Raw genomic sequence first — 23,661 nt, 5'->3', positions numbered from 1 at the left:
TTTCTTTTTCGTTCCAGTCCATACGTTTTCAATTCCCGATTCTTACTCCGCTGGCATCATCCCGCAATGCCTCTAAAATACTTAAAGCAGCCAGATAGCTCGTCTTTGGATTTGCAGGCATTGGATTGTTTGCAATATGCAGCTGCATTTCCCCAAAATCACCATCCGCTTCTATTGTATGTGTGTTCCTTTTGATTGCAGGATCGACAATGACTCGAACTTTCGTTTTTTCAGCTCCTATTCCAGCAAGCGCAAGTAATAGTGCCACGTTTACATTTCTCGGGAACTTTTGGATCGCCTGTAATGCTGAGCCTTCAAAAAGCAGTTCCTCTTTCTGTTCATAGGGAAGCCCAAGTGAAGCAGGCGATTTCCTAGTGGTGATTTGGACATTTTTCAATCCATTGACAGCATTCGCGGATTTCAACAAATCCAAGCCGCCGATTGCACCTGAAGGAAGTGTTATCTGCACGCCATTTAACTTAGCAAGTGCTGTCATTTCGTTGAGTAGATGGACGTCTTGAAATACCCCCACACTGCTTATCATCATATTCTTCTTACTCGCAACAACGTCTTTCATATAAAGGGCGGCAGCTTCAATCGTTGCTGCCTCCACTACCATATCAAGAGGAGCACTCAGAAACTCTCGGATATCTGTATGGAAATCCACATTATAACGAGAAGCAAGACGTTCCCCCACTTCTATATTACGCCCTAGCAGTGCAGTGATTTCACCATTCAATACGTTGGCATCTTTTAACTGTTCCAGTAAATATGCAGCGATATTGCCCGTCCCGATGATTCCTATTTTCATATGATCTCTCCTCGTATGCATGGTCCTTGTAAAAGCCTATAATCTAATCATATCTATTTCCTAGCCAATCCCAATATAATTCGACTTGAAATTGTATTTTAAAAAATTATCTATATAATAGAAGACAAAAAAGTAATGAGGTTTTTAACTATGAAAAACTATCTGTCCTTAACAGATCATGTTTATAACCATATTGTAGAGCAAATCAATAATGGGACGCTCACTTCAGGTAATAAGGTAAATGAGAGTGCACTATGTGATGCGCTGAAAGTGAGCAGAACTCCCGTCAGAGAAGCATTGATTCAGCTTTCTACAGAAGGTTTGCTTGAGAATATTCCGCGTAAAGGGTTCATCATCAAAAGTCTTACGACTGAAGAAGCGAAAGAAACGTATTTGATCATCGGGGCGCTCGACGGCTTAGCGGCTACCCTGACCGCACATTTACTCACTGAAAAACATTTGAAGGAAATGGAATTCTACATTGAAAGTATCGACTTGGCCATCAATACAGGGAATTTCTCCATGTACCACAAAATGCAGGAATCGTTTCACAATGTCTATTTGTCCATCTGCCCGAACAAAAGTCTGGTCGCGCTGCTTCTGCAGCTTGAAAAGAAATTTTTAAAGACTTTCGACTGGATGGAAGACCCCGAATGGACAGCTAACAAACTAAAGGAAACGAATAATGAACATCGTAAAATGCTAGAACTGTTCCGTGAACGGAAGACTTCAGAATTGGAAAGCTATCTGAAAGACGTCCATTGGGATGTAAACAAGGCAGAGCTTGTTCCCTTGTGACGCAAAAAATCCCGCAAAAAATTCTGCATCCCATTGCAGAATTTTTTATTGTAAATAATTAAATATAATGTACAATATATAATATACTTAATTGACTAATAGTTCCGTCTCAAAAATTCTGTTAGGACATTAAGAAACAGCTAGGAGGTACATACCGAGTGAATAGTCAAAATTTTGAGTTAGCCAAGCAACTGCGCCACGAGTTACATCAACACCCCGAACTGTCGAACGAAGAAGTATGGACCAAACAACATCTAATGTCTTTTTTGAAAACGCATACAACAAATTTCGAAATTGTAGATAAAGGAACTTGGTTCTATGCCATGTATCGAGTGGGTGATGATAAAAAATCAATCGCTTTCCGAGCTGATTTTGATGCACTTCCAATGGACGAAGTCATCGATCTGCCTTGGGCTTCCCAATATCCGGGTAAAGCTCACAAATGTGGGCACGATGGACATTCAGCTACTCTTGCCGCATTTGCCCTTGAAATTGATAAAATCGGGTCAGACCAAAATATTTTCTGCTTATTTCAGCCTGCCGAAGAAACGGGTGAAGGTGCTCAACAATGTGTGGAATTCATCACAGAACACCAAATTGACGAAATTTACGCCTATCATAATATGAGCGGTCTCCCATTCAAAACAGTTGCAGTTAAAGATGGAACCATGTTGTGTGCATCCAAGGGCATGTCCATTCACCTTACAGGTTCACCAGCACACGCAAGTCAGCCTGAAAATGGGGTCAACCCATCTCTTGCAATTGCGGACCTCGTCCAAGAGATTCCGAAATTCGTTTCGCCGGAACTGAATGATGGACTTGTTCTTTGCACGGTTGTCCAAATCGATGTAGGCGAGAAAGCATTCGGTATGTCGGCATCTAAAGGAACGATCCGCATGACCATTCGTGCGCTTTATGAAAAAGAGATGGACCGTCTACAAGAAAACTTGGAAACTTATGCAAAAACTCTCGCAAAAGAATATGGTTTGCAAGTCGCATTCGACTATCAAGATGAGTTCCCTGAAACAGCGAATGATAAAGAGTGTTCCGACAAAATACGTCAGAGTGCAAAGGATAACGGGATGGACATCATCGAATTGGACGATGCATATCGCGGTTCAGAAGACTTCGGACATTTTACAAAGCTGACTAAAGGAGCCTATTGCTTCGTTGGTAACGGTGAAAACTATCCGAACGTCCATACGAGCGAGTATGACTTTAGAGATGAACTGATTGAAACTGGGGTTGCATTATTCAAAGGAATCGCAAAGATCGAAGGGTAATTTAAATTGGGAATCGGGGGAACTTGCATGTCATCGAAAGGGAAAAGAAAAGGATTCAACTTTCCACACGTCTATATCATGTTTTTACTCGTCATGCTGCTCGTTGTGGCATTATCATGGGTCGTACCAAGCGGGCAATATGAGCGGACGGTCGATCCGGAAACCGGAATCGAAAAACTGAACACAGACGTCTTCAATTATGTGGAACAAAAGGATGCTATCGGGTTCATGGACTTCTTCTCAGCATTGCACAACGGAGTCGTGCAATCAGCGGATATCATCGTCATGCTGCTTTTCGCGAGTGGTGCTCTCTATCTTCTTGAAAAATCGGGTGCCATCGCTGCGGGTATCCATACCCTATTGAGGGTTGCTGCCGGTAAAGAAAAACTGATTATTTTTGTTTTGCTCACCGTGTTTGCCATCATGGGGACAATCGGGTTTGGTGAAGGTGGAATTCCGTTCATCCCACTTGCGATGGCTGTCGTCATGGGGATGGGCTATGACCGGATTACTGCATTTGCAACGTCAACAATGGGACTGGCCATTGGATTCACAGCAGGCGCGGTCAACTTCTATACGACAGGTGTGAGTCAATCCATTGTTGGCTTGCCGATCTACTCGGGGCTTACGTTCCGGATCATCTCACTTGTCATCTTCATTGCCATTACGATCGTGTACATTTTGCGCTATGCGAACAAAACAAAGGCTGATCCGACGAAAAGTATTGTCGCAGACGAATACTTGGAACACTTGGAAGATGCAAAAACGGCTACTTATGAAGAAGAACCGTTCACGTTGCCGAGAAAAATCGCATTGCTTGGCTTAGTGGCTGTGTTAGTGGGAAGTGCATACGGCGCGATTCAACTCGGATGGGGAATGCCTCAATTATCTGCCGTCTATGCCATTTACGCAATCTTCTTAGTCATCATTTTACGATTGGCTCCAAGTGAAGCGGCTGCTGATTTCGGGATTGGTGCAGCGAGACTTCTTCCAACTGCACTTGCAATTGGATTTGCACGTTCTGTTATGATTTTGATGACGCAGGCTGAAATTATCGACACAGCTGTTCACGCATTAGCGGGTCTCTTGAGCAATACAGGGTCTATTGTTACGTTGTTTGCGTTATTCGTAGTCGTCATATTCTTCAACTTCTTCGTTGTTTCTGGAAGTGGAAAGGCATTGATACTGATGCCGATTATGGGGCCATTAGGAAAAATCCTTGGTATCAATCAACAAGTGATGGTCGTCGTCTATCAATTCGGAGATGGGTTCACGAATTATTTGTGGCCGACTTCCGGCGGACTGATGGCAGCTCTCGGAATGTCCAATGTGAATTATGCAGACTGGGTGAAGTTCTCATGGAAATTATTTATGATTCTCCACTTTGCAGCGTTCATCTTAATTATTATTGCTCAATATATTGGACTCGGACCAAGCTAACAAGGTAATCGTTAGACAGTAAACAAAGGGGGATATTTTCATGACGAACAGTTTAGAAACTGCAAAACAGGTTGAAGAACAGATTATCGAGGATCGTCGGTATTTACATCAGCATCCGGAAATCGGATTCGATTTACCGAACACGCAACGGTACATTCAACAACGGTTGGACGAAATCGGAATTGCACACAAGTCGTGTGGAAAAGTGCCTGATGATGTAAGGAAAAAATATGCGCGCGCTGGGTTTGCCGAGCAATCGAATTGTACAGGGATTGTGGCGACAATCGGACAAGGATCGCCTTGTATTCTCCTTCGTGCGGATATGGATGCCCTACCGATTGAAGAAGAAGTGGAGTGGGAATTCAAGTCAACTAAACAAGGGCTTATGCATGCGTGTGGCCATGATTCACACGTTGCGATGTTGCTGGGCGCTGCTCAAATTCTGAAAGAACAAGAAGCGCAGTTACAAGGAACTGTCAAATTGTTTTTCCAACCCGGCGAGGAATGGGGTTTTGGATCCAAGTTGATGATTGACGATGGTGCGCTTGAAAATCCGAAAGTGGATGCAGCGTTCGGCATTCACATCATGCCTGACCAGGAAGCTGGCACCCTATCCGTCACGAAGGGTACGATTACGCAAGCGATGGATTCGTACATCGTTGACATAAAAGGATACGGCGGACACAGCTCACAGCCACACAAGACGATTGACGCCAATATGATTATGAACCAGCTGTATACGAACTTGAATCTGCTGATGACACGCGAAGCGGATCCCAAACAGAATGTAACGTTTTCCGTTGGTTCGATGAGTGGAGGCACTGTCACCAATGTCATTCCTGAAAGAGCTGTGTTAAGTGGGAACATGCGCAGTTTCGACCAAGCAACACGCGATCATTTGTGCGAGAGGATTCCGGAGATGGTGGACCATGTGGTGAAAGCATGGCGTGGAGAGTATGCCATTACAGAATTCCATACTCCGACGACCTATAATGATCCTGCTTTTGTCGATCAGATCAGTGACTCTCTCTCAACCGTAATGGGATCAGAAAACATTGTGGACTTAGGAGCCATTAACGGTTCTGAAGACTTTTCATATATTTCTCAGAACGTCCCATCTGCATTCGTCATATTAGGAACAGGCAAAGAAGGAGAAGCACCTGTCCATAATCCACGGATGACACAGAACGAAGACATTTTTAAATATGGTGCTGCTTTGCATGCGCAGGTTGCCATGGACTGGTTGAAAAATCAGCAGTAATTCAAAAAGGAACGGCAATTGCTCTCACAGGAGCAATTGCCGTTCCTTTTTTTATATTGAATGACGCAAGACATACCGGGTTACTTAATGACAAATTGAATCGATATGATAGATGATTGTATTTCGTACACGTTCTGGGTCAAGCCGATCAGGATTCAGGATTGCATGTATAGCGAGACCATCGATCAGCCCGTATAACCGTTCGATCTCCATCTCTAGCTGACACGAAGATTTCAGTAGACGGTGCTCCTGAAGAAATGCGAGTAATCGTTGCGTCATCTCTAAGATTTGATCCTCCGGAACGTCAATGGTATCACTTCGATGCTTGACATAGGTGATGAATGCAAACCATACCTCCATCTCAATTCTCGTTGTTGTATTGACAGGTACAATCTCTAAAATCATAGCAATTACTAATTCCCGTGGAGATAATGACTTATGCAATACAGCTTCTATCCGTTTTGTTGCGCGTTCTTGAACTAAATCCATCGCATATACTAGCAAGTCATCTTGGGTTTTAAAATAATAACGAAGCGCTCCTAGTGATAGACCCGCTTCTTCCGCTATATTTCGTACCGTTGCCCCTTCCATCCCCTTATCCAAAATGACTCGCCACATTGCTTCTGCAATCAAATTTTTTCGTTCATCATGATTCACAATTTTAGGCATATCTTAGTTTAGCATAGGTAAATAAAACAGTTGTACTAAAAAGAATCATCCTGTATACTTCGTTTTAATACAACTGTACTAATTAGGAGGTTCTTCATGAATTTTGTTGCATACATTATCATTGCATGTGAAATAAGCTTCTGGGCCGTCATCGCCCTTGGCCTCACAGTTCGATATGTGTTCAAACAGAAACAGCTTGGTCTCTTTATTCTTGCTCTCATCCCTTTGATTGATGTGATTTTGTTAGTGGTCACAGCAATCGACCTCTACCATGGAGCAACAGCCACCGTCGCACACTCCATCGCTCCACTTTACATCGGAATTTCACTGGCATTCGGGAAAAGTATGATCCAATGGGCAGATGAGCGCTTTCAATATTACGTAACGAAACAGGGGCCCAAACCAATTCGGAGAACAGGCTATCCACATGCCATGCACTCTATGAAAGGCTCGCTTCGTCATGTACTCGCTTTCGCCATAGGGGGTCCGATGATCTTATTCGTCAAATGGTACATCGATTCCCCTGAGCGAACCCTCGAGTTCGATAACACACTGCGTCTTTGGACGATCATTTTAGTTATTGACCTTCTCATTTCAGCAAGTTATTTCATCTGGCCACGTCCTAACCGCAAAACTAGCAAGTCGTGAATTAAAAAGGAACAGCCATTGGTAGCAAACCAACAAAGGCTGTTCCTTTTTAGTACCAACCATCCTCAAGTACAGTCAAAACTTCCACAAATTCTATCTATATTTATACAAAAAGTAAACTCTAAATTTTCACACAATATGTACGGAATAAGATATACTAGTAGCAGGAGGTGCATTTACAATGAAAAAGTTCGGGCTATCGCTACTCGGTGGGAGTGTACTCGGAATCATTCTGTCTGTCGTCTTCATGGACTATCAAAAAACGAGTTATGAAGTCCTGCACCAAGCGGGCGTTGAAAAAAGAACGGTAAAGGACTTGGACTTCGAATTCGTATTCAATGCCTCCCTGCTTATACTCGGATTCACAGTAGTTATCTATGTAATTTGGACGTATATCGAAAAGAAAAATGACGATTCGTTTTACAATGAATTCCATAAAAAATAAGGGGTGATCCAAAAGGTCGTATAAAGACCTTATGGGATCACCCCCTATCTTTTTGAAGAATTCGTTATACGTATGTTGCAATGGCCTCCAGAACAACTGATTGTTTGATCTGATAACGGGTCGCTTGCCAAATGGCTTTTTTGCCTTTAATAATCAGCAGTTGTGGGGTTTCGTGTTTAACGCCGGTATCTTGTTCTACAGCATTCGATACGTTCTTATCCAGCTGTGAAATCACTACATATCTTGGTAGATCGGTGACCAACGACTCCATTTCCTTTTTGGCGGTTACACTGCTTAAACTCGTTATGCTCAATTTAAAGAGAAGAAACGGCTGTTCATCAGATTTCTCCAATAGCGTCTGCCATTCTTCTATCGTTTTCAGTCGATTCACTATGCATTCTCCTCACGTTCAATTCAACTGCCCAGCAGTCAGCAATTTGAGTTGGTCAATCTTTTTTCAGATGACAGTACCTGCTGGCAGGAACTAAAGGGCTCAGTTCCCACTGCATCACCTGCATTATTTCAATTGGTTATGTACCCACGCTGCATTATACTTGTACAGTTTCGATGGTCGGTATGCGCCGGTTCTCAGTTCTCTTCCTGTGTCCAACACCATATCTTCCACATGGCGGCGGAACTGCACTTTGTTTAAGTTCCTGCCTAAAATCACTTCATATACTTGTTGTAAATCCGGTAATGTGAACTCTTCTCCCACAAGATTGAATGCGATATTCGTATAATTCACTTTCCCGCGCAACCGCTCCAGGGAATACAAAATGATTTCCGCATGATCAAAGGCAATCCCGTCTTGCTTCGTCACTTTCACTGCCGTTTTAGTGTTTGCCCCTTCTGTCACGGTGACCCTTTCTATCGTTGCCGATACGGTGATTTCCCCAGAAGTCAACTCAAGCTCAATTTCTTCCGTCCGTCTGATGGTACTTCCGCTCTGCTCATCCCAGGAGTCCACTACTCTATCTTTTACAGTGAACCACCTTACATCGTCTGCATCGTCACCTGCTCGCAGCGGCGGTAACTTTTCTTGGTCGACGAGTGCCAAGTAACTGACACTCACTATCCTCATCCGGGGGTCCCGATTCACCGCACTCCACGTGTACAGTTGCTCTGCGTAAACCCCATCCACTCCTGTCTCCTCTTTCAATTCCCGTTGGACAGCAGTATCGACGTCTTCGTCAATCCCCATGAAGCCGCCCGCCAATGCCCAATCCCCCTTATATGGATGACCTCCGCGCTGAATGAGCAATAACTGAAGTTCTTTCTCCGCTTTTTTCCTCTTGTCCGAAACCTTTTCTGTATCGATTGTGAAGATGACCATATCGGTCGTTATGGACGGTTTTTCATACTTATCCTTTTCCGTCTGCTGATACTGCTCGATAAATTCCTTCTCACTGAGGTTCTGCAAGTCCCGCTCTTCCATTACGTTCTTCTCCTTTCAATTGCATGACTTAGTCGCATTTTAATACTATCCATTCCATATGACAAGTACAGGCACTCAGTTTGAACGTTCGTTTTCACAATGCTCACGCCTACTCCAGCAAACGAAAGAAGCAGGGAATAAAGACCCCTTCTTCGATTAGTTCGCCATAAGTTTAGTGATCTGTTCTATCGATTTGTCCAAGCGTTCCTCGTAGTTGCCGCCAATAGACACATATTCGATCCCTCGCACATCGAACATTTGCTTCAGGATCTTATTTGTATGTTCTCGTACTTCAGGATCATTGAACGTCCTGTACCCATCCGCCACCCACTTTACATCCGGTTCAAGGAATAGGTACAGATCATAATCCTGTGACTGAATCACTCCTTCTATGAAATCCAGCTCCTGACCTAGATACATCTTCGCATAATACTGTGATACGACCGCTTCACTATCGATGAACAATAGCTTATTTGCTTTCTTGATCTTTTGAAACTCCATATGCTTATGCCCGAACACGATTTCCTTGTAGTGCTCTTCCGTCAGCAACGAACTCCCATCGCCGATCTCCTCACTGACCGTGCGTCCGTACTCCTCCACATATTCCGTACCGAAAAGTTGTGCTAAATTTCGTGTCAAAGTAGACTTTCCGCAAGATTCCACCCCGACAACCGCAATTTTCTTGGCATAATATGGCTTCGCTGCCTCCGGAATCATATCCCAATTTGCAAACACGCCTTCGTTCCGAATCTTCGTTGCACTAATTGGGAAAATCCTTCGGGCTTCGTCAATGATCACATGTTGGATATCCTCTCCATAGATCTTTCTGAACCAGTGATCATAACTGCTTTCCGAACTGAAGATATGGGTGATCTTTTCCGGAATCGCTTCAATCATTCTCCTCCCGCCTTCCAGCCACATATGTTCTTCGTTCTCCCATGGCGGGTCTTCCACAGCTAATACCGTCACATTCGACATTCCTTTCGTGGAAGTCATCATCCACTGCTGCCGCCTTTTAAAGTCCATATACTCCAAGCCTGCATCTTTACAAAGTTTCCTATCCCGTGATTCGTCATAACTGACGACGACATATAAGTGATCCACTTGGGACGCCGCTTTCGTGATTGAATACAAATGCCCTTTATGGAAGGGGATGAATTTCCCTCCATAATGTCCTACAGTTCTCTCTTCCATTTTCATCTGCTCCCTTCAGTTTTTATAGGTTCACCGATCAACCTTCCGATTTCTGCACTTTCGATAATTTCACCCAGTTTACGTAACCGTATATCGAGTTCACAAGGAACGCTGTCCACATGATCACCATGTTCCAATCGTTACCGCCTGTCTGCATTAAGGTGATGACCCATAGAGTGATGGTCAAGATATTGACCAGTATCCAGATCACCCATTGTTCCGCATATCTCTGAACCATGAGAATCTGGGCGATTACCGAAAGCACTACCGCCATACTATCGATCCGTACTTGCTGGGCAGATAACAGCGTCAAAAGTTCTGCATACACCAATGCCCCTGCCAGGAAGGAACCGGCGACAAGGAACCACCCTTTTCGTGTCAGCCGCTTCACATATACGTTTTCCCCTTGCTCTGAATCCTCTTTTTTCTTGAAGTGATTCATCCACATCCAGATCCCGATAAATTGCGTCGGGAAGTAAAATAACCAGTTCAACATCGCTTCCCCATATAATCCGTATCCGAAAGCGATATAGCCGTATGTGACCGTCTGCACGATTCCGAATAGATAGTTAGACACCTTCCCTTTCGCCACAAGTACGACGCACAGCATCCCAGCTATTGAACTGACCAATCCGAGAAGCGTGTCTTGGAAGGCAAAATATAAATACACTGTAATTGCTGTGAAGACCGAAATCCATATCCTCTCAAATACCGACCATTCCGCCAAATGTCCTTTCAATTTTTCATTCATCTTCTCCACTTCCTCCACTTAGTTTTATATTGTTACTAACTATTAAACTTAGTATACATATGTATCTATGTATTGTCAATGAGTTTTATCACATAAAAAAAAGCCCTCGCCGTTGCGGTTTAACACCGCTCGACGAGGATAACAGTAGATGTAGTTACATTCGATGGAAGTGCACTTAAAAAGATGACACTTTAGGAATCCCGGTATATTTAGTTTGTTGTTGGATGGTGAATTACTTTGTAACCTGCTTTGTTCAAATGAATATTTCACTGATTCTATCCAGATATTTTAGTACAGCAAATACTTTTTGCGTACTTTCTCAAATCCTTTCAACTCTTTCTCCCAACGCGATTTCATCTCTTCGACTGTCATACCATTTTCAATTCCCTGACGAACCCAACCGTTTCCAATTAAATTATCAAAGAAAGGTGTGAGTTGAACTTGTTCAGGATAAAGATCTTTAATTGTTTTCACAATGTGCAGCCCTGTCTCCACTGGCTCATACTTATTTCGGTCCGTAATATGGATTTGAACTCCATGAGAAAGTTTTCCGCTATGCTTTGAAAATGTTGGCGTAAAGGAAGCAGCTCGGAAAGTCACTCCCGGGAGATTCAGTTGGTTTAACCGCGTGACAAGTTCCGGACTACTAATGAACGGTGCGCCAATTAGCTCAAATGGCTTTGTCGTTCCGCGTCCCTCCGATACATTTGTCCCTTCGATAAGTGCTGAACCTGGATAAGCGAGTGCAGTTTCCAATGTCGGCATGTTAGGAGATGGCATGACAAACTGAAGTCCAGTTTCTTCAAAATATGCATTTCGTTTCCAGCCTTTCATTTTCACTACAGTCAAATCCGCACCGATATCAAACTCTTTGTTAAAAAGTTTTGCTAGTTCTCCCACTGTCATCCCGTGGCGCAGTGGAATTGCATATTGTCCAACGAATGACGCAAACTTAGGATCGAGGACAGGACCTTCCACTTTTTTACCGCCTAATGGATTCGGTCGATCCAAAACAATGAAAGGAATTCCTTTTTCCTGTGCTGCTTCCATAGCTAGAGCCATCGTATAAATGTACGTATAGAACCGAGTCCCCACATCTTGAATATCAAAAACGAGAACATCGATATTTTGTAGCATTTCAGGTGTCGGTTTTCTGGTTTTCCCATACAGACTATAAACCGGCAACCCTGTAACTTCATCGATATAGTAGTCAACATATTGTCCAGCCTGCGCATCTCCTCGCACACCATGCTCCGGACCGTAGAGTGCTTCCAATTGAATCTCTGGATCATTATTTAAAATGTCGACAACACTGTTCAAGCTTTGATCGACCCCAGTAGGATTGGTAATCAAGCCGACTCGCTTGCCTTTAAGCAACTTTTTTTCATCTTTCATCAGTCTCTCTACACCTAATGCGAATTTTTGATTCCCTTTGTCGTCCGCCTTTGAGTTCTTATTGCCATTGGTGTAGGTGTTATCCGCAAATGCTGCAGTGAATGTCGTCATGATAAGCACAGCTGTGACGACTACCATCAACCACTTTTTCATAATCTTATCCCTCCTTATTTGTTATAAGTTAACCCGTGGCCAAATGGATACAATGTTCCTCCTGCTGGATTAGGGATTGTCACAGGAAGTTTACCCGAAGGATCAATCTCCCCAAAAACAATGGATGCAGTCGCTTTAAAACTGGCTGACCTGAACCCATACTGCGCCAAATATGCATCGACGTCCGGATACGCCATGATGTCATAGGGATTCCTGACACCAACTGCGATGACAGGTACAACTGTTTGTTTTAACAAATCATTGACCATCGCCATTTGTGGATTGGACGTAGATCTGCCCGCTACAGTGGATGTAGTCGTGCCGATGATAATCGCTGAAGCATCTGATACTTTGGATAACTGATCAGTAGAGAGTGGCTCTCCTGTTTTCACCAAGACTGTGTTCTCATGTTTACTTTTCACAGCTTGGTATAGGTCATCGATATATGAGCTGCCAACGACTGCGATTTTCTCCGAAGAATTCACCTTCAACGGTAGTACCTCATTGTTTTTCACTAGAGTCACTGACTTCTCGGCCACCTCCTGCTCAATTTTTTTATGTGGAACCGAGCCTACAGTTTGCTTTGCAGTTGTGATTATTTCATCAATGGACTTCGGATTTTCTTCTTTAATAATTCCTCTCTTTAGCTTTAATGACAAAATTCGTTCGACTGAACTTTCAATGCGTGATTCAGAAATTTCTCCAGCACGAACTGCCTCCACCAAACTAGTTGCAACACTTTCCAACCCGACTGGCATAAGCACAAGATCTGTACCAGCCTGCACAGCTCGGATAACGGAATCTACTGGTCCAAAATGATCCGAAATCGCACCCATGTTCAGCGCATCTGTTGTAATTAAACCGTCGTATCCCATTTCTTCACGCATCAGCTCCGTAAGTACCTTATAGGATAACGTAGCGGGCACATTGATTTCAGTTCCATCTTTTTTGGAGATGACAGTTGTTCCATCGATTTTAGGGAACGTCACATGCGCTGTCATGATAGCGTCAACGCCTGCTTCCATCGCTTTCTGGAACGGATACAACTCGACTTCCTTTAACCGCTCTTTATCATAAGGAACCTCGGGTAGTCCTAAATGCGAATCCACTGCTGTATCACCGTGACCTGGGAAGTGTTTTGCTGTTCCTGAAGTACCTGTCCCTTGAAGCCCCTTCGTATAGGCAACACCTAATTGGGCAGTTAGCTCCGGATCTTCACTAAACGATCGGACTCCAATTACAGGATTATCCGGATTATTGTTAATGTCAAAAGAAGGTGCGAAGTTCATATTGATGCCCAACGAATGCAGTTCCTCACCAATTGCCTCTCCCACTTTAGCTGCAAGCTCTTCCGATCGTGTAGCCCCTAATGCCATATTCCCTGGCATATCTGTTCCTGATTGAAGTCGTGTTACGATTCCCCCCTCTTGGTCAATTGACATGAGGAGACCATATTTTTCAGACGTTTTTTGATAATCTGATACTAAACGTGCCGTTTGTTCTGTCGTGACTACGTTTTCTCTAAACAAAATCACTCCGCCTAAATGATACTTTTTTACAAGTTGTTCAATTTCAGGAGTTAGTTCTGTGACATTTTTGCCATTCATATTTCTGAAATCCGGCATAAGCATTTGTCCTACTTTTTCTTCAAGCGTCATGCGACCGATTGCTTTCTCAATCAGGTTGTATCGTTTCCCATTCATCTTTTTCACCTGGTACGTAACTGTTGGTTTCCCCTTGCCTTTCCCGGATGACGGATCCGGCTTCCCTAATACGCCAATCTGGTCGACTAGTTTCCCCTCGCTCACTTGAATGAAAGCCATTCCAGGTTTACCAGTTGTCGAAACTAAACCGTTTTTATCAACCGTAGCAACTCTTTCATTGGTTGATTTCCATTTCAAATTTTTAGAAGTTCCCATGAAATGTCCTTCTTTATATACGTGAAGTGGGTTAAGTTGAATAGTTCCTTTTTCAAATTGAGTATCCGATTCAGGTACATTTTGTAAAAGAATAAGGTCTTGAATAGATGATTTGGTTGAATTAGCCATAGCAGTCTGACTAGAAATAGCCGTTGTAAGTACTAACACTCCAATCAATAACGGCATTAAAAAGTGAGTACGGATTTTTTTCATCAACAAATCTCTCCTTTAATAATTTCGATTTTCCCAATCTGTTGCATCTGATTCCGGATTGACAAGTTGTCCATTCAGTTTGATATTTCCTACATACCAGCCCCGTCCGTTAACAGACGCGTCTGTCTCGTATCGGAAACGGATCTGCTTCGTCCCTTCTGGAAGCATAACCGTCAAATTACTCCACTTGTCGTTTGTACCTGTAAGGCGTGTTCCTACTTCACTCCAAGAGATACCGTCACCAGATGCTTCAACCACTCCAAAGTCAGAGTCTTTTTCCACTTCATACCACGTATCAAATGATACTTCGTTGACTTCTTTTGTTGCCTTCACTAGTAGGTCACGATGCAGTTTGTCCCCGTATCCAGAAAACCAAGCGTCTGTATTTTTAGGAATAGGTGCGGGGATTGCATCTGCCACTCGTCGTACAAAATCCCTTCGAACAGAGTTTAACGATATGGTCTTTCTTGTAGGATGTACACGGTTGGTTAATAAAATAGCGATTGTTTTATTTTTTTGGTTGATGACAATACTGGTTCCTGTAAACCCAGTATGCCCTGCTGATGAAGGACCTGACAGAGCGTCCATATACCAGCCTTGGTTCAGCTCCCAGCCGAGTCCATGATCATCCCCGTCAAATTCCGGGATTTGGTTTTCACTTAACAGTTGAACTGTAGCCGGTTTTAAAATTCGCTTCCCTCCGTATTTACCTTCGTTTAAAATCATATGTGCAAATATCCCCAAGTCTTTTGCTGTGGAGAAGACTCCAGCGTGACCTGCAACGCCGTCAAGTGACCAGGCATTTTCGTCATGGACTTCTCCCCAGACGAGTCCTCTGCCAATCTCCGGTTGGAATTCTGTCGCAGCGATTCGATTTTTAAGCGAAGCAGGAGGATTGTACATCGTGTCTTTCATACCAAGCGGTTTAGTAATTTCATCTTTCACAAACTGATCCAAGCGTTTCCCCGAGAGTTTTTCAACAACGGCCCCCAGCGTAATCATATTCAGGTCGCTATAGGTATAGACACTTCCTGGTTGTGCTTCCAACGGTTGTGCAAATACAAGCTGTAGGCGGTCTTCCCGTGTTTCTCCTTGGGAATGGAGTGGAATCCAAGCGGTGAATCCTGATGTATGTGTCATTAACTGTCGTATCGTAACTGTTTCTTTTCCACTTGCAGCGAATTCAGGAATGTATTTTGCTACAGGAGCGTCCAATTGAATGGCTCCCTTTTCATACAATTTCATAGCTGCTACTGTTGTAAAGATCTTACTAATCGAAGCAACATCAAATATCGTATCCGTTTGCATAGCGACCGGGTTTTCCATTTCTGTGTAAGCGTCGTCCACATATCGCGCCGCATCACCATAAGCTTGCTGCTTCACAATATGTCCATTGCGGGCAACAAGAACAACCGCTCCTGGAGTGGTTTTTTCTTCAATCGCCTCGTGAAGGACTGCATCGATATCCTGTAGAGGTTGCTGTCTCATACCTGCCCCCTTCACTGAACCCTGATGCAGTACAGGTGCTCCATGGCCAGGATCATTCCATGCCTTATTAGGAATCGAATAGCTATGAGCACCAGCCGTTTCTGCAAAAACAAGTCCACTTGCTAACGAACATACGAGTAACGCAGTTAAGAACTTCTTCTTCGATTTCACCATCTACATCTTCCTCTCCCATATGATGTAAGCCCTTTCACTCTATCTGAATTATTAGTGAATTACTATACTTCCTAAGGGCTTTCCTTTTAAGAAAAATTGGTAATTTAGTGCGTGTAGCAGATAGTATAATTGACTGATTAATCAAGTATATATTCTGAAATATTTTGATAATAAGTGTGTAAATACGACAAAAAAACACCCTTCAGAGAACTGAAAAGTGTGGTTTTCCTGCTTGTGTACTATATCGTTTATTATCCCGGATGACCTAGTCTGTTCTTGTTTACACGACAGGAATGAAGTGGAAAGGACTTGAGAGATAAAGGCCCTTCTTAAAAGAATCAGCTTCATTCCTTCAAGGCTTGCTGTGAAACCAAGTCTCTCATAAAATGGATGAGCAGCAACTCGCTGTTTGTCAGTGGTCAATTGCACGATACCCGCTCCCTCAAACTTTGCCATGGCAATCGCGTGCTCAAGCATTCTTTGACCGATATCGTTGTTCTAATGAGTGAATCGTATCTTAACTACATGAAAGTTCATTGACCTACTTTTTATTCATGGCTGCCCTGCGTAAAGCAGAAAAAAACCAATAGACTTGTAACTATTCAAGTCCATCGGTTTCTCCTACTAGTTCATCTTATACTCTTTTCGTATATCGTAATATAGGCAATCCTTCATTGACGGAGTATTCTTCTAGTTGCAGTGGAATCATTCGATCGTTCTCATCAAACAGACGGATTCCAGCGCCAAGAATCATTGGGACGATGCCGATGATGAATTCATCGACAATGCCTGCTTTCAAAAAGGCGTTGGTCAACTGGCTGCCACCAAAGAGCCAAATATCTTTTCCTTCTTCCTGTTGAAGAGACTGGACATGAGAAACGATGTCCCCTTGGACGAATTGCACATTTTCTTCGTCCTCTCTCTCTAAAGAGGTCACGACGATAATTTTGTGTTGTGCCACCATATCGAGTGTAGAATCCTCGAACGATTTCCGCCCCATTACAACCGTATCGACTTGCTCTAAGAAATCATGGAAACTAAATTGAGCGGACGTATCCAGCTCACTATGCCCATCCCCTCCGATCCAGTCGAACCCCCCATTGTCATCTGCAATATATCCATCCAAGCTCATCGCCAAATTCATGATTATTTTTCTCGTCATCCTTGCCCACTCCGTTCTGAAGACATATTTAACGATGAGCAGTATACCACGAAATCCATTGCTTTCCCCTGTTTGTTGTCTCTAAGTAAAGCTGACAAATTCTATCTCACTTCTTTTGATTTTGTTAACTTTTCCTTAGAGTACGTGCTGTGTTTCAAATATAGTTCAAGTAATCCTACTTCGGAATTCCTACCTTTTACTACCGAATAATCGGCATGAAATCCATCGCTCACAGCAAAACTACCTCAGGCAATTTAATTCCACTAAATATGGACATAAAGAGCAGTGTCCGAGTGAGTCGCAAAGCAGTTCCTCTTTCAGAAAAAATGGGTGCCATATACGTTCACCGCCGCCAACCGTCCCTCCTCCCCATGTAGAAAAGAAAGAATTTATATATATCCGTTTTATCCTCCATTGGCTTATTCCTCCCTCAAATTTGCGCTAAAACTTAGCTAATACTAAGTTAACAAGGCTTCTTATTGTTTATATTGCGGTACTTACTCTTATTCATAAGCGTCAGGACAATAGTTGATTATTTTTTCGAAATATATTGACACCTAGATGAATTCGGCATATATTTTATATAACAAATTTCCTTACAACGGAAATGTTTTCCGTTGAATAGAAAAGGAGGTGCGGTAGACTTCTGATTCCAATGTCTGTACAAGGATATTTATTTCATACAAGTTGTGCATTAGGAGAGGATGCCATTTTAGTTCCCTAGACAATAATAGTTAGTGATTGTCTACTACAAGTCGAAATGATCACTACGAATTCGTATAGCCTCATGTGGAAGCGCTTCCACAAAAAGTCATATTCAAAACATCCTATAGCTGGTAAGGAAATGAAAGCTATGTGATCAGTATGACAAAACAAAGATACCACTCGCATTAAAAATCCGGATGTATGAAGTGGCGCGTCCTTTCAGCGGCTACACCTGAATGATCAGGATTTCAAACGAACCGCATGCAAGTCTAGAACTGCTTATTATCTTGAAGAATTCTGCAAAAGGACAGGTTCAGCACTTTCACATATTCGTTATCCTGGGGGGGATATTATGACAAAGCCAACGAAAGACTACTTGAATCATCAAGAACAGGAAACACCTGCGAAAGGGATCAATGCATTCGCTCTTATGTTCATCGTCATTATAATCATGACCATTCTCACGTATATCGTGCCTGCCGGACATTACGATCGAATTGAAAAAGATGGTCGGACACTTGTGGACGCGACATCATTTGAATTTGTCGAGCGTACACCTGTTGGCGTGCTTCAAATGTTCAATAGTGTGCATTTAGGTCTTATGGAAGGCGCACATATTATCTTGTTCGTGTTTTTATTTGGTGGTGCGCTAGGGATTATGCAAGCAACAGGGGCGATCGACTCTTTCATCAAAGTCGTTGCAGCGCGATTTGGGAAACGGGAAATTGTTCTGATTCCAATGTTGGTTCTAATATTTGCGTTACTCGGTACGTTGATAGGTTCTGCTGAAGATACGCTCGTCTATATTGCAATTATTGTTCCGATGACGATGGCGCTTCGGATGGATGCGTTGACCGGTTTTGCCATTGTCATGCTTGGAACGATGGCAACAGGATTTGTGACGGGTATCACCAATCCGTTTAATGTAGCTGTGGCGCAAAGCATCGCCGAACTCCCGATCTATTCTGGCATGGGATTACGGATTGCGATTTTCATTGTCTTCTACTTACTTACCGTTATCTTTATCTATAGGCATGCCATGAAGGTCAAAAAAAATCCTGCAGCAGGTGTCTACGGCAAATTCGATCCAAAAGATCAAGTGGCCATTGATATGGACTTCAAGATGAGTAAAAGGCATTTCCTTGCATTACTTGTCCTGCTTGCAAATTTCATCGCACTTGTCGTCGGGGTCATTAAATTCGGATGGTACATTAGTGAAATCGGTGGAATCTTCCTTTTCAGTGCAATCATTATGGGCATCATCGGCAAGCTCTCCATGAATAAGATGGCAGATGGCTTCGTATCCGGAGCACGTGAGATGGTGGCTGGGGCTTTGATTATCGGGGTTGCGCAAACGATTCTGGTTGTTACAAAAGACGGTGGCTTACTCGATACGATTTTGTATTTTGCAGCTGGATTAGTTGGTCAGCTACCTGCATCCGTCAATGCAATCGGCATGTTCTTCATGCAGCTGGTGATCAACTTCATCGTCCCTTCAGGAAGCGGTCAAGCAGCCCTGACGATGCCACTTATGACACCACTCGCTGACTTGATTGGAGTGACTAGACAAACTGCGGTATTCGCTTTCCAGATGGGTGATGGAATTTCGAATACGGTCATTCCAACCAGCGGGGTTTTGTTAGCAGGACTTGCTATTGCGGGGATTCCGTTCACGCAATGGGTCAAATGGGTATTCCCATATGTGTTAATACAAATCGGTATCACAGTTATTTTCCTCATCATTGCTCAAGCCATTAACTACGGACCATTTTAAACAATCAGGGGGTTATACAATTGGTTTTGAATCAGGACACATTGCAGAAAGAAGTCATTTCGTGGAGACGCCATTTACACGAACATGCTGAACTATCCCATCACGAGTTTAAGACATCAGATTATATCTATGAAACGGTGTCCAAATTTCCAGGGCTGACCGTGACGAGACCGACTAAAACGAGTGTCTATGCTGTTTTGAAAGGTGAAAAGCAGTCAGCTGCAACATCTCACACGATTGCGTTTCGTGCAGATATAGACGCCCTCCCTATCCACGAAGAGGCAGATATCGATTTCCAATCCAAAACACCAGGCGTCATGCACGCTTGCGGTCACGACGCACACGCATCTATGTTGATGGGCACAGCAAAAGTATTATGTGAGAGACGGAACGAATTCAGCGGAGAAATCCGTTTTATCTTCCAACATGCAGAAGAAGTGACGCCAGGCGGTGCTCAAGAACTTGTCGACCACGGCGTCATGGAAGGTGTCGACTACGTTTTCGCTTTACACGTCTATCCTTATGAAAACGCTGGTAAATTCTCAATGCGTGCCGGAAAAATGAATGCAGCGGGTGATGATTTTGAAGTGAAAATCATTGGACGAGGAGGCCATGCTTCCACTCCTGAACTTGCAATCGACCCACTCGTTATCGGTGCAGAGATTGTCACCAATATACAGCTGATCGTCTCTCGGAAATTGCCGATTTTACAGGCGCCTGTCATCACTGTTACGAAGTTCAATTGTGGAAATTCCTTGAACGTCATCGAAGAAACTGCATCTTTTGGAGGCACGATTCGATCACATGATCCTATTGTTCGTGTACAGGCCAGGGATTATTTGGACCAAGTGGTACATGGCATTGCAAACACGCACGGTGCAAAAGCGGAAATCAAATGGGATCTTGGCTGTGCCGCGGTTCACAATGATACGGAAGCTACTGAAATCACTCGTCGCGCTGCAGCTAAGTTAGTCGGAGAAGAAAACGTAATCGACTTGCCAGAACCCATGTTTGGCGCTGAGGACTTTGCTGCATATTCGGAAGTAGTACCAGCGTCTATGCAATTCATCGGTGTTCATAATAAAGACTTCGGCAAGGCGTATCCCCTTCACCATCCTAAATTCAAGATTGAGGAAACGGCATTGCAGTATGGTGTGAATTACTTTGTAAATATTGCGGAAGAGCTTTGTGGGGACTAAAATTGAATCAGCAACAGGCGGCTGCAACAGGTCTTGAAACATGACTTGTTGCAGCCGATTTTTGTTTTGTGCCGGCACCCAACTTCGAGCGCATTCCGTGAATGACATATAGGATATATGGGGAAATCAACTAGGGAAGGTCTAAATCAGCAAAAAAGGATTCTCCTCGGCAAGCGCTGATTGGAGTTGTCACGAACAGGGTAATTCAATTGAGGATGGAAAGCTATTGAGGAAAGCTAGACAAGTCCTTACAATGAAGGAAGATGAATTACTGTATGTAAGTAAACTTTGAATGAACTTTCCATACGAGCAAATAGATAATCCTTTTCCAAGGGTTAAGAATAATCGAGGTCTGTCTAATGTCCATCTTTCTTTTTTGTACTCTCTTACTTATCAACTTGGTGGTCGGCATTTTTTTAGGAATATCCGGAATTGCTGGATTCCTGCTGCCCTTGATTTACGTTGGGTTCCTAAACATGCCTGTCCATGACTCCCTTGCACTGAGTTTTTTAGCGTTTGCGGTCTCGGGCGTACTCGGAGCCTATTCTTATTGGAAGATGAAACATATGGATTTGAAACTCGCCATACTATTAAGTATCGGCAGCTTGCCAGGAGCCTTTTTAGGAGTTCAGATCAATGTCTTAACGTCGGATTTCCTAGTGAAGTTCTTCCTTTATCTCTTTGTATTGTTCGCAGGGTTATCCCTTCTAATTAGGAAAGACAGAGACGAGATGGAGCAAAAACGTTCCTTTCTGTTGAATTCTCATTTATTCGTTATGCTCCTTGGATTTTTGACAGCAGTCATCTGCTCACTTACTGGAGCTGGCGGACCGATTTTATTAGTCCCGTTACTGGCAAGCCTTGGAGTCCATATTAGAGTGGCGGTCGGCGTGAGTCTTTTAAACTCTGTTATCATCGCTCTTCCCTCCATGGCCGGATACTTCTCCCGTGCCAATATGGACTCACTCCCCGTACTAATTATCGCTAGTTTACTTGGAACTGTCATCGGAATTCTAACGGGCACACGTATAGCGGACAAGGTTCCAATACCAAAGTTGAAATTACTGATTGCCGTCCTCACGATCGTTTCTTCCATCTATATGTTGGCTGTATTGGTTTTGAGTGTTTGAAACATAAGCATTCCTGGTACCGCCATTCCTAAATCATAGTGAATTGAAAAGCAGCCGACTTGAATCACTTTACAGCATAGGACGGCTGCTTTAAATTATGTAGTTGCATGATGGCGTATACACCAAGTAGCTTTCTTAGTTACGTTGCATAGATATGTCAAAAAGGCATGTAAACCATTACTTAAAAGCCCCTATGAAAACATTCGATCCCATTCCGTTTGAGTATGCATTGTAGATGGGGTCCTCAGTCTCATCGAAGTGATCTGCCGTGATACGCACATACATCGGCCCATCCCACATATCTTTTAGTCCGCTAAATTGCTCCAACATTGCTTCGAACTGAGCATTCGTCATTTCACCTGCGTAGTTTAAAGGTAACCACAGTTCAAGAGGTTCATCACCTGAACGAATCTGATACTGTTCCAACCACTGTTTTGCTTCCTCTTCGGTCGGATTTGCCAGTCGATCTTCTCCATACAAACGTAGAATTTCCGGGAACTGTTCCTTGTCGTAACCGACTCGATTCACATCAATTTTTTCATCGTTTTCCCAACTCAGTCCAGGCAACTGCTCCATGACCGGTTCCACTTCAAGTACTACAGATTGGTATGCGGCAGTGGCAAGCCGTTCCATCAGCAAATCCCCGAGTGACAACAAACCTTCCGTATAGTCCAATCCTAAATGATCCACACCTGCAATACGTCTCGGCTTCGAGTCTTCATCCACAAGTAAAAAAGCTCTCCCTTTATAGGCTGGCTCATGCTCTGTTTCATAATCGACCACAACTCGGCTCCTATCTGTAGACTTTCCAATATTGTCATACTGCACTTTTCCTGCTGACACAGTCAGTCCCTTTTCAATCATCGCTTCTTCTACTAGATGATGAGCTTCCTGGACTGTACTTTCCTTCTCGATGAACTGCTCGGCTTCTTTTGATTGGCAAGCTACTAATACGGCCATCAAGCCTATGATGACGAGTAGATAGATGGATTTCATAGCTCCCCTTCTTTCTTCTTTCAATTAACGGATCAGTAAAAATTTCTATCCAAGCTCTCATTCCTATCCCATCCGCATAATCTCTTCACCGGCTGTGTCATATTCACCGATGAATCCGAAACCGAGTGTTTTATATAAATATACGGCCCCCTCATTTTCTTTATAAACACTCAAGTAAATCGGTTGCTCCCCATATTCCTGCAATACCCGGTCAATAAGCAGCTCCATAAACTTGCGACCGTATCCCTTACGTTGAAACTGCTCATAGATTAGCATCCTATCAATCCATAGATTGCTGCCTCCCTGGCTATCCGGCAAAGAACCGTACATGGCAAAACCGACAGCCAAGTCATCGACATACAAACCGACAGGCCGAAATTGCTTCCATTGTGCAGCTTCCGCTAAGCATTCTTCTATCGTTTCAATGAAGCCACGCTGTTCTAGTGACACGCGCAATGCTACTATTTCTCTTCTATTCTCTTCATGGACTTGTCGGATGTCATAGTTCATCAGTCTTCCCCTTTCTAAAGTGGCGTTTGAAGTACCCTCAAATCAGAAAAGAAATTGTCACGATCGGAATTGCACCTCTAACATCTATTACCGTTTCTTCAATAGGTG

22 protein-coding genes are annotated in these 23,661 nt (G+C 43.4%); 9 read left to right on the top strand and 13 right to left on the bottom strand.

Features of this window, described 5'->3' with window-relative positions; translation table 11 throughout:
- Positions 1-28 precede the first annotated feature (28 nt).
- Positions 29-811, bottom strand: coding sequence for an aspartate dehydrogenase (gene nadX / locus H9659_RS09435; protein WP_191689814.1), 783 nt, complete (start codon positions 809-811; stop codon positions 29-31).
- Positions 812-961: 150 nt separating this feature from the next.
- On the opposite strand from nadX, the gene H9659_RS09430 reads away from it, so the two are divergent.
- From H9659_RS09430 to H9659_RS09415, 4 genes are all read left to right on the top strand, one after another.
- On the top strand, positions 962-1,609 hold the full coding sequence (locus tag H9659_RS09430; RefSeq protein ID WP_191689812.1) for a GntR family transcriptional regulator: 648 nt from the start codon (positions 962-964) through the stop codon (positions 1,607-1,609).
- A 158-nt stretch (positions 1,610-1,767) separates the two neighbouring features.
- The gene (locus H9659_RS09425; protein WP_191689810.1) at positions 1,768-2,892 is read left to right on the top strand and encodes a M20 metallopeptidase family protein; all 1,125 of its coding nucleotides are present in this window, start codon (positions 1,768-1,770) and stop codon (positions 2,890-2,892) included.
- A gap of 27 nt (positions 2,893-2,919) precedes the next feature.
- Complete coding sequence (locus tag H9659_RS09420; protein WP_191689808.1) at positions 2,920-4,332, top strand: YfcC family protein; 1,413 nt, start codon at positions 2,920-2,922, stop codon at positions 4,330-4,332.
- A 40-nt stretch (positions 4,333-4,372) separates the two neighbouring features.
- Positions 4,373-5,593, top strand: coding sequence for a M20 metallopeptidase family protein (locus H9659_RS09415; protein ID WP_191689806.1), 1,221 nt, complete (start codon positions 4,373-4,375; stop codon positions 5,591-5,593).
- A gap of 84 nt (positions 5,594-5,677) precedes the next feature.
- Here the strand turns inward: H9659_RS09415 and H9659_RS09410 are convergent, their stop codons facing one another.
- A complete protein-coding gene (locus tag H9659_RS09410) occupies positions 5,678-6,262 on the bottom strand; it encodes a TetR/AcrR family transcriptional regulator (RefSeq protein WP_191689804.1) in 585 nt (194 codons plus the stop codon).
- Positions 6,263-6,358: 96 nt separating this feature from the next.
- Here H9659_RS09410 and H9659_RS09405 point away from each other — a divergent pair, with 96 nt between their 5' ends.
- Complete coding sequence (locus H9659_RS09405; protein ID WP_191689802.1) at positions 6,359-6,910, top strand: hypothetical protein; 552 nt, start codon at positions 6,359-6,361, stop codon at positions 6,908-6,910.
- Positions 6,911-7,091: 181 nt separating this feature from the next.
- Positions 7,092-7,355 carry a hypothetical protein gene (locus tag H9659_RS09400; RefSeq protein ID WP_191689800.1) on the top strand — a complete coding sequence of 88 codons (264 nt, stop codon included), beginning with the start codon at positions 7,092-7,094 and terminating at the stop codon, positions 7,353-7,355.
- Between the two features lie 64 nt (positions 7,356-7,419).
- Here the strand turns inward: H9659_RS09400 and H9659_RS09395 are convergent, their stop codons facing one another.
- From H9659_RS09395 to H9659_RS09355, 9 genes are all read right to left on the bottom strand, one after another.
- Positions 7,420-7,746 carry a monothiol bacilliredoxin BrxC family protein gene (locus H9659_RS09395; protein WP_191689798.1) on the bottom strand — a complete coding sequence of 109 codons (327 nt, stop codon included), beginning with the start codon at positions 7,744-7,746 and terminating at the stop codon, positions 7,420-7,422.
- Positions 7,747-7,872: 126 nt separating this feature from the next.
- Positions 7,873-8,790, bottom strand: coding sequence for an NUDIX hydrolase (locus tag H9659_RS09390; protein WP_191689796.1), 918 nt, complete (start codon positions 8,788-8,790; stop codon positions 7,873-7,875).
- A gap of 156 nt (positions 8,791-8,946) precedes the next feature.
- The gene (gene nadR / locus H9659_RS09385; protein WP_191689795.1) at positions 8,947-9,984 is read right to left on the bottom strand and encodes a multifunctional transcriptional regulator/nicotinamide-nucleotide adenylyltransferase/ribosylnicotinamide kinase NadR; all 1,038 of its coding nucleotides are present in this window, start codon (positions 9,982-9,984) and stop codon (positions 8,947-8,949) included.
- A gap of 37 nt (positions 9,985-10,021) precedes the next feature.
- Complete coding sequence (gene pnuC, locus H9659_RS09380; RefSeq protein ID WP_191689793.1) at positions 10,022-10,735, bottom strand: nicotinamide riboside transporter PnuC; 714 nt, start codon at positions 10,733-10,735, stop codon at positions 10,022-10,024.
- Positions 10,736-11,023: 288 nt separating this feature from the next.
- Positions 11,024-12,283, bottom strand: a complete 1,260-nt coding sequence (locus H9659_RS09375; protein ID WP_191689791.1) for an exo-beta-N-acetylmuramidase NamZ family protein — start codon at positions 12,281-12,283, stop codon at positions 11,024-11,026.
- Positions 12,284-12,297: 14 nt separating this feature from the next.
- A complete protein-coding gene (locus H9659_RS09370; RefSeq protein WP_191689789.1) occupies positions 12,298-14,415 on the bottom strand; it encodes a glycoside hydrolase family 3 protein in 2,118 nt (705 codons plus the stop codon).
- A gap of 15 nt (positions 14,416-14,430) precedes the next feature.
- Positions 14,431-16,077 (bottom strand): serine hydrolase domain-containing protein, encoded by a 1,647-nt coding sequence (locus H9659_RS09365; protein WP_191689786.1) that lies wholly within the window; start codon positions 16,075-16,077, stop codon positions 14,431-14,433.
- Between the two features lie 141 nt (positions 16,078-16,218).
- Complete coding sequence (locus tag H9659_RS09360; RefSeq protein WP_191689784.1) at positions 16,219-16,554, bottom strand: GNAT family N-acetyltransferase; 336 nt, start codon at positions 16,552-16,554, stop codon at positions 16,219-16,221.
- Positions 16,555-16,711: 157 nt separating this feature from the next.
- Positions 16,712-17,239: a dihydrofolate reductase family protein gene (locus tag H9659_RS09355; protein ID WP_191689782.1), complete on the bottom strand. Its 528-nt coding sequence runs from the start codon at positions 17,237-17,239 to the stop codon at positions 16,712-16,714.
- A 1,057-nt stretch (positions 17,240-18,296) separates the two neighbouring features.
- Here H9659_RS09355 and H9659_RS09350 point away from each other — a divergent pair.
- The 3 genes from H9659_RS09350 to H9659_RS09340 all read left to right on the top strand — a co-directional run bounded on the left by H9659_RS09350 (position 18,297) and on the right by H9659_RS09340 (position 22,047).
- Positions 18,297-19,718 (top strand): YfcC family protein, encoded by a 1,422-nt coding sequence (locus H9659_RS09350; protein WP_191689780.1) that lies wholly within the window; start codon positions 18,297-18,299, stop codon positions 19,716-19,718.
- A gap of 20 nt (positions 19,719-19,738) precedes the next feature.
- Positions 19,739-20,917, top strand: coding sequence for an amidohydrolase (locus H9659_RS09345; protein ID WP_225217758.1), 1,179 nt, complete (start codon positions 19,739-19,741; stop codon positions 20,915-20,917).
- Between the two features lie 359 nt (positions 20,918-21,276).
- Positions 21,277-22,047, top strand: a complete 771-nt coding sequence (locus H9659_RS09340; protein ID WP_191689778.1) for a sulfite exporter TauE/SafE family protein — start codon at positions 21,277-21,279, stop codon at positions 22,045-22,047.
- Between the two features lie 177 nt (positions 22,048-22,224).
- Here the strand turns inward: H9659_RS09340 and H9659_RS09335 are convergent, their stop codons facing one another.
- Together H9659_RS09335 and H9659_RS09330 are read right to left on the bottom strand one after the other, a co-directional pair.
- A complete protein-coding gene (locus H9659_RS09335; RefSeq protein ID WP_191689776.1) occupies positions 22,225-23,043 on the bottom strand; it encodes a hypothetical protein in 819 nt (272 codons plus the stop codon).
- Between the two features lie 63 nt (positions 23,044-23,106).
- Positions 23,107-23,553 carry a GNAT family N-acetyltransferase gene (locus H9659_RS09330; RefSeq protein ID WP_191689774.1) on the bottom strand — a complete coding sequence of 149 codons (447 nt, stop codon included), beginning with the start codon at positions 23,551-23,553 and terminating at the stop codon, positions 23,107-23,109.
- Between the last annotated feature and the right edge of the window lie 108 nt (positions 23,554-23,661).

Source organism: Sporosarcina gallistercoris (assembly GCF_014836415.1).
In the GTDB taxonomy this organism is placed as follows: Bacteria; Bacillota; Bacilli; order Bacillales_A; family Planococcaceae; genus Sporosarcina; species Sporosarcina gallistercoris.
Note: the sequence above shows the minus strand (reverse complement) of the source record. Positions and strands in the feature narration are given on the sequence as shown.

Bases quoted from the DNA above. Each gene is read 5' to 3' on its own strand.
- H9659_RS09410 (WP_191689804.1), bottom strand. From the start codon at position 6,262: ATGCCTAAAATTGTGAATCATGATGAACGAAAAAATTTGATTGCAGAA.
- H9659_RS09370 (WP_191689789.1), bottom strand. From the start codon at position 14,415: ATGAAAAAAATCCGTACTCACTTTTTAATGCCGTTATTGATTGGAGTG.
- H9659_RS09375 (WP_191689791.1), bottom strand. From the start codon at position 12,283: ATGAAAAAGTGGTTGATGGTAGTCGTCACAGCTGTGCTTATCATGACG.
- H9659_RS09420 (WP_191689808.1), top strand. From the start codon at position 2,920: ATGTCATCGAAAGGGAAAAGAAAAGGATTCAACTTTCCACACGTCTAT.
- H9659_RS09405 (WP_191689802.1), top strand. From the start codon at position 6,359: ATGAATTTTGTTGCATACATTATCATTGCATGTGAAATAAGCTTCTGG.
- nadR (WP_191689795.1), bottom strand. From the start codon at position 9,984: ATGGAAGAGAGAACTGTAGGACATTATGGAGGGAAATTCATCCCCTTC.
- nadX (WP_191689814.1), bottom strand. From the start codon at position 811: ATGAAAATAGGAATCATCGGGACGGGCAATATCGCTGCATATTTACTG.
- H9659_RS09415 (WP_191689806.1), top strand. From the start codon at position 4,373: ATGACGAACAGTTTAGAAACTGCAAAACAGGTTGAAGAACAGATTATC.
- H9659_RS09430 (WP_191689812.1), top strand. From the start codon at position 962: ATGAAAAACTATCTGTCCTTAACAGATCATGTTTATAACCATATTGTA.
- H9659_RS09390 (WP_191689796.1), bottom strand. From the start codon at position 8,790: ATGGAAGAGCGGGACTTGCAGAACCTCAGTGAGAAGGAATTTATCGAG.
- H9659_RS09340 (WP_191689778.1), top strand. From the start codon at position 21,277: ATGTCCATCTTTCTTTTTTGTACTCTCTTACTTATCAACTTGGTGGTC.
- pnuC (WP_191689793.1), bottom strand. From the start codon at position 10,735: ATGAATGAAAAATTGAAAGGACATTTGGCGGAATGGTCGGTATTTGAG.
- H9659_RS09355 (WP_191689782.1), bottom strand. From the start codon at position 17,239: ATGACGAGAAAAATAATCATGAATTTGGCGATGAGCTTGGATGGATAT.
- H9659_RS09400 (WP_191689800.1), top strand. From the start codon at position 7,092: ATGAAAAAGTTCGGGCTATCGCTACTCGGTGGGAGTGTACTCGGAATC.
- H9659_RS09350 (WP_191689780.1), top strand. From the start codon at position 18,297: ATGACAAAGCCAACGAAAGACTACTTGAATCATCAAGAACAGGAAACA.
- H9659_RS09365 (WP_191689786.1), bottom strand. From the start codon at position 16,077: ATGGTGAAATCGAAGAAGAAGTTCTTAACTGCGTTACTCGTATGTTCG.
- H9659_RS09330 (WP_191689774.1), bottom strand. From the start codon at position 23,553: ATGAACTATGACATCCGACAAGTCCATGAAGAGAATAGAAGAGAAATA.
- H9659_RS09360 (WP_191689784.1), bottom strand. From the start codon at position 16,554: ATGCTTGAGCACGCGATTGCCATGGCAAAGTTTGAGGGAGCGGGTATC.
- H9659_RS09335 (WP_191689776.1), bottom strand. From the start codon at position 23,043: ATGAAATCCATCTATCTACTCGTCATCATAGGCTTGATGGCCGTATTA.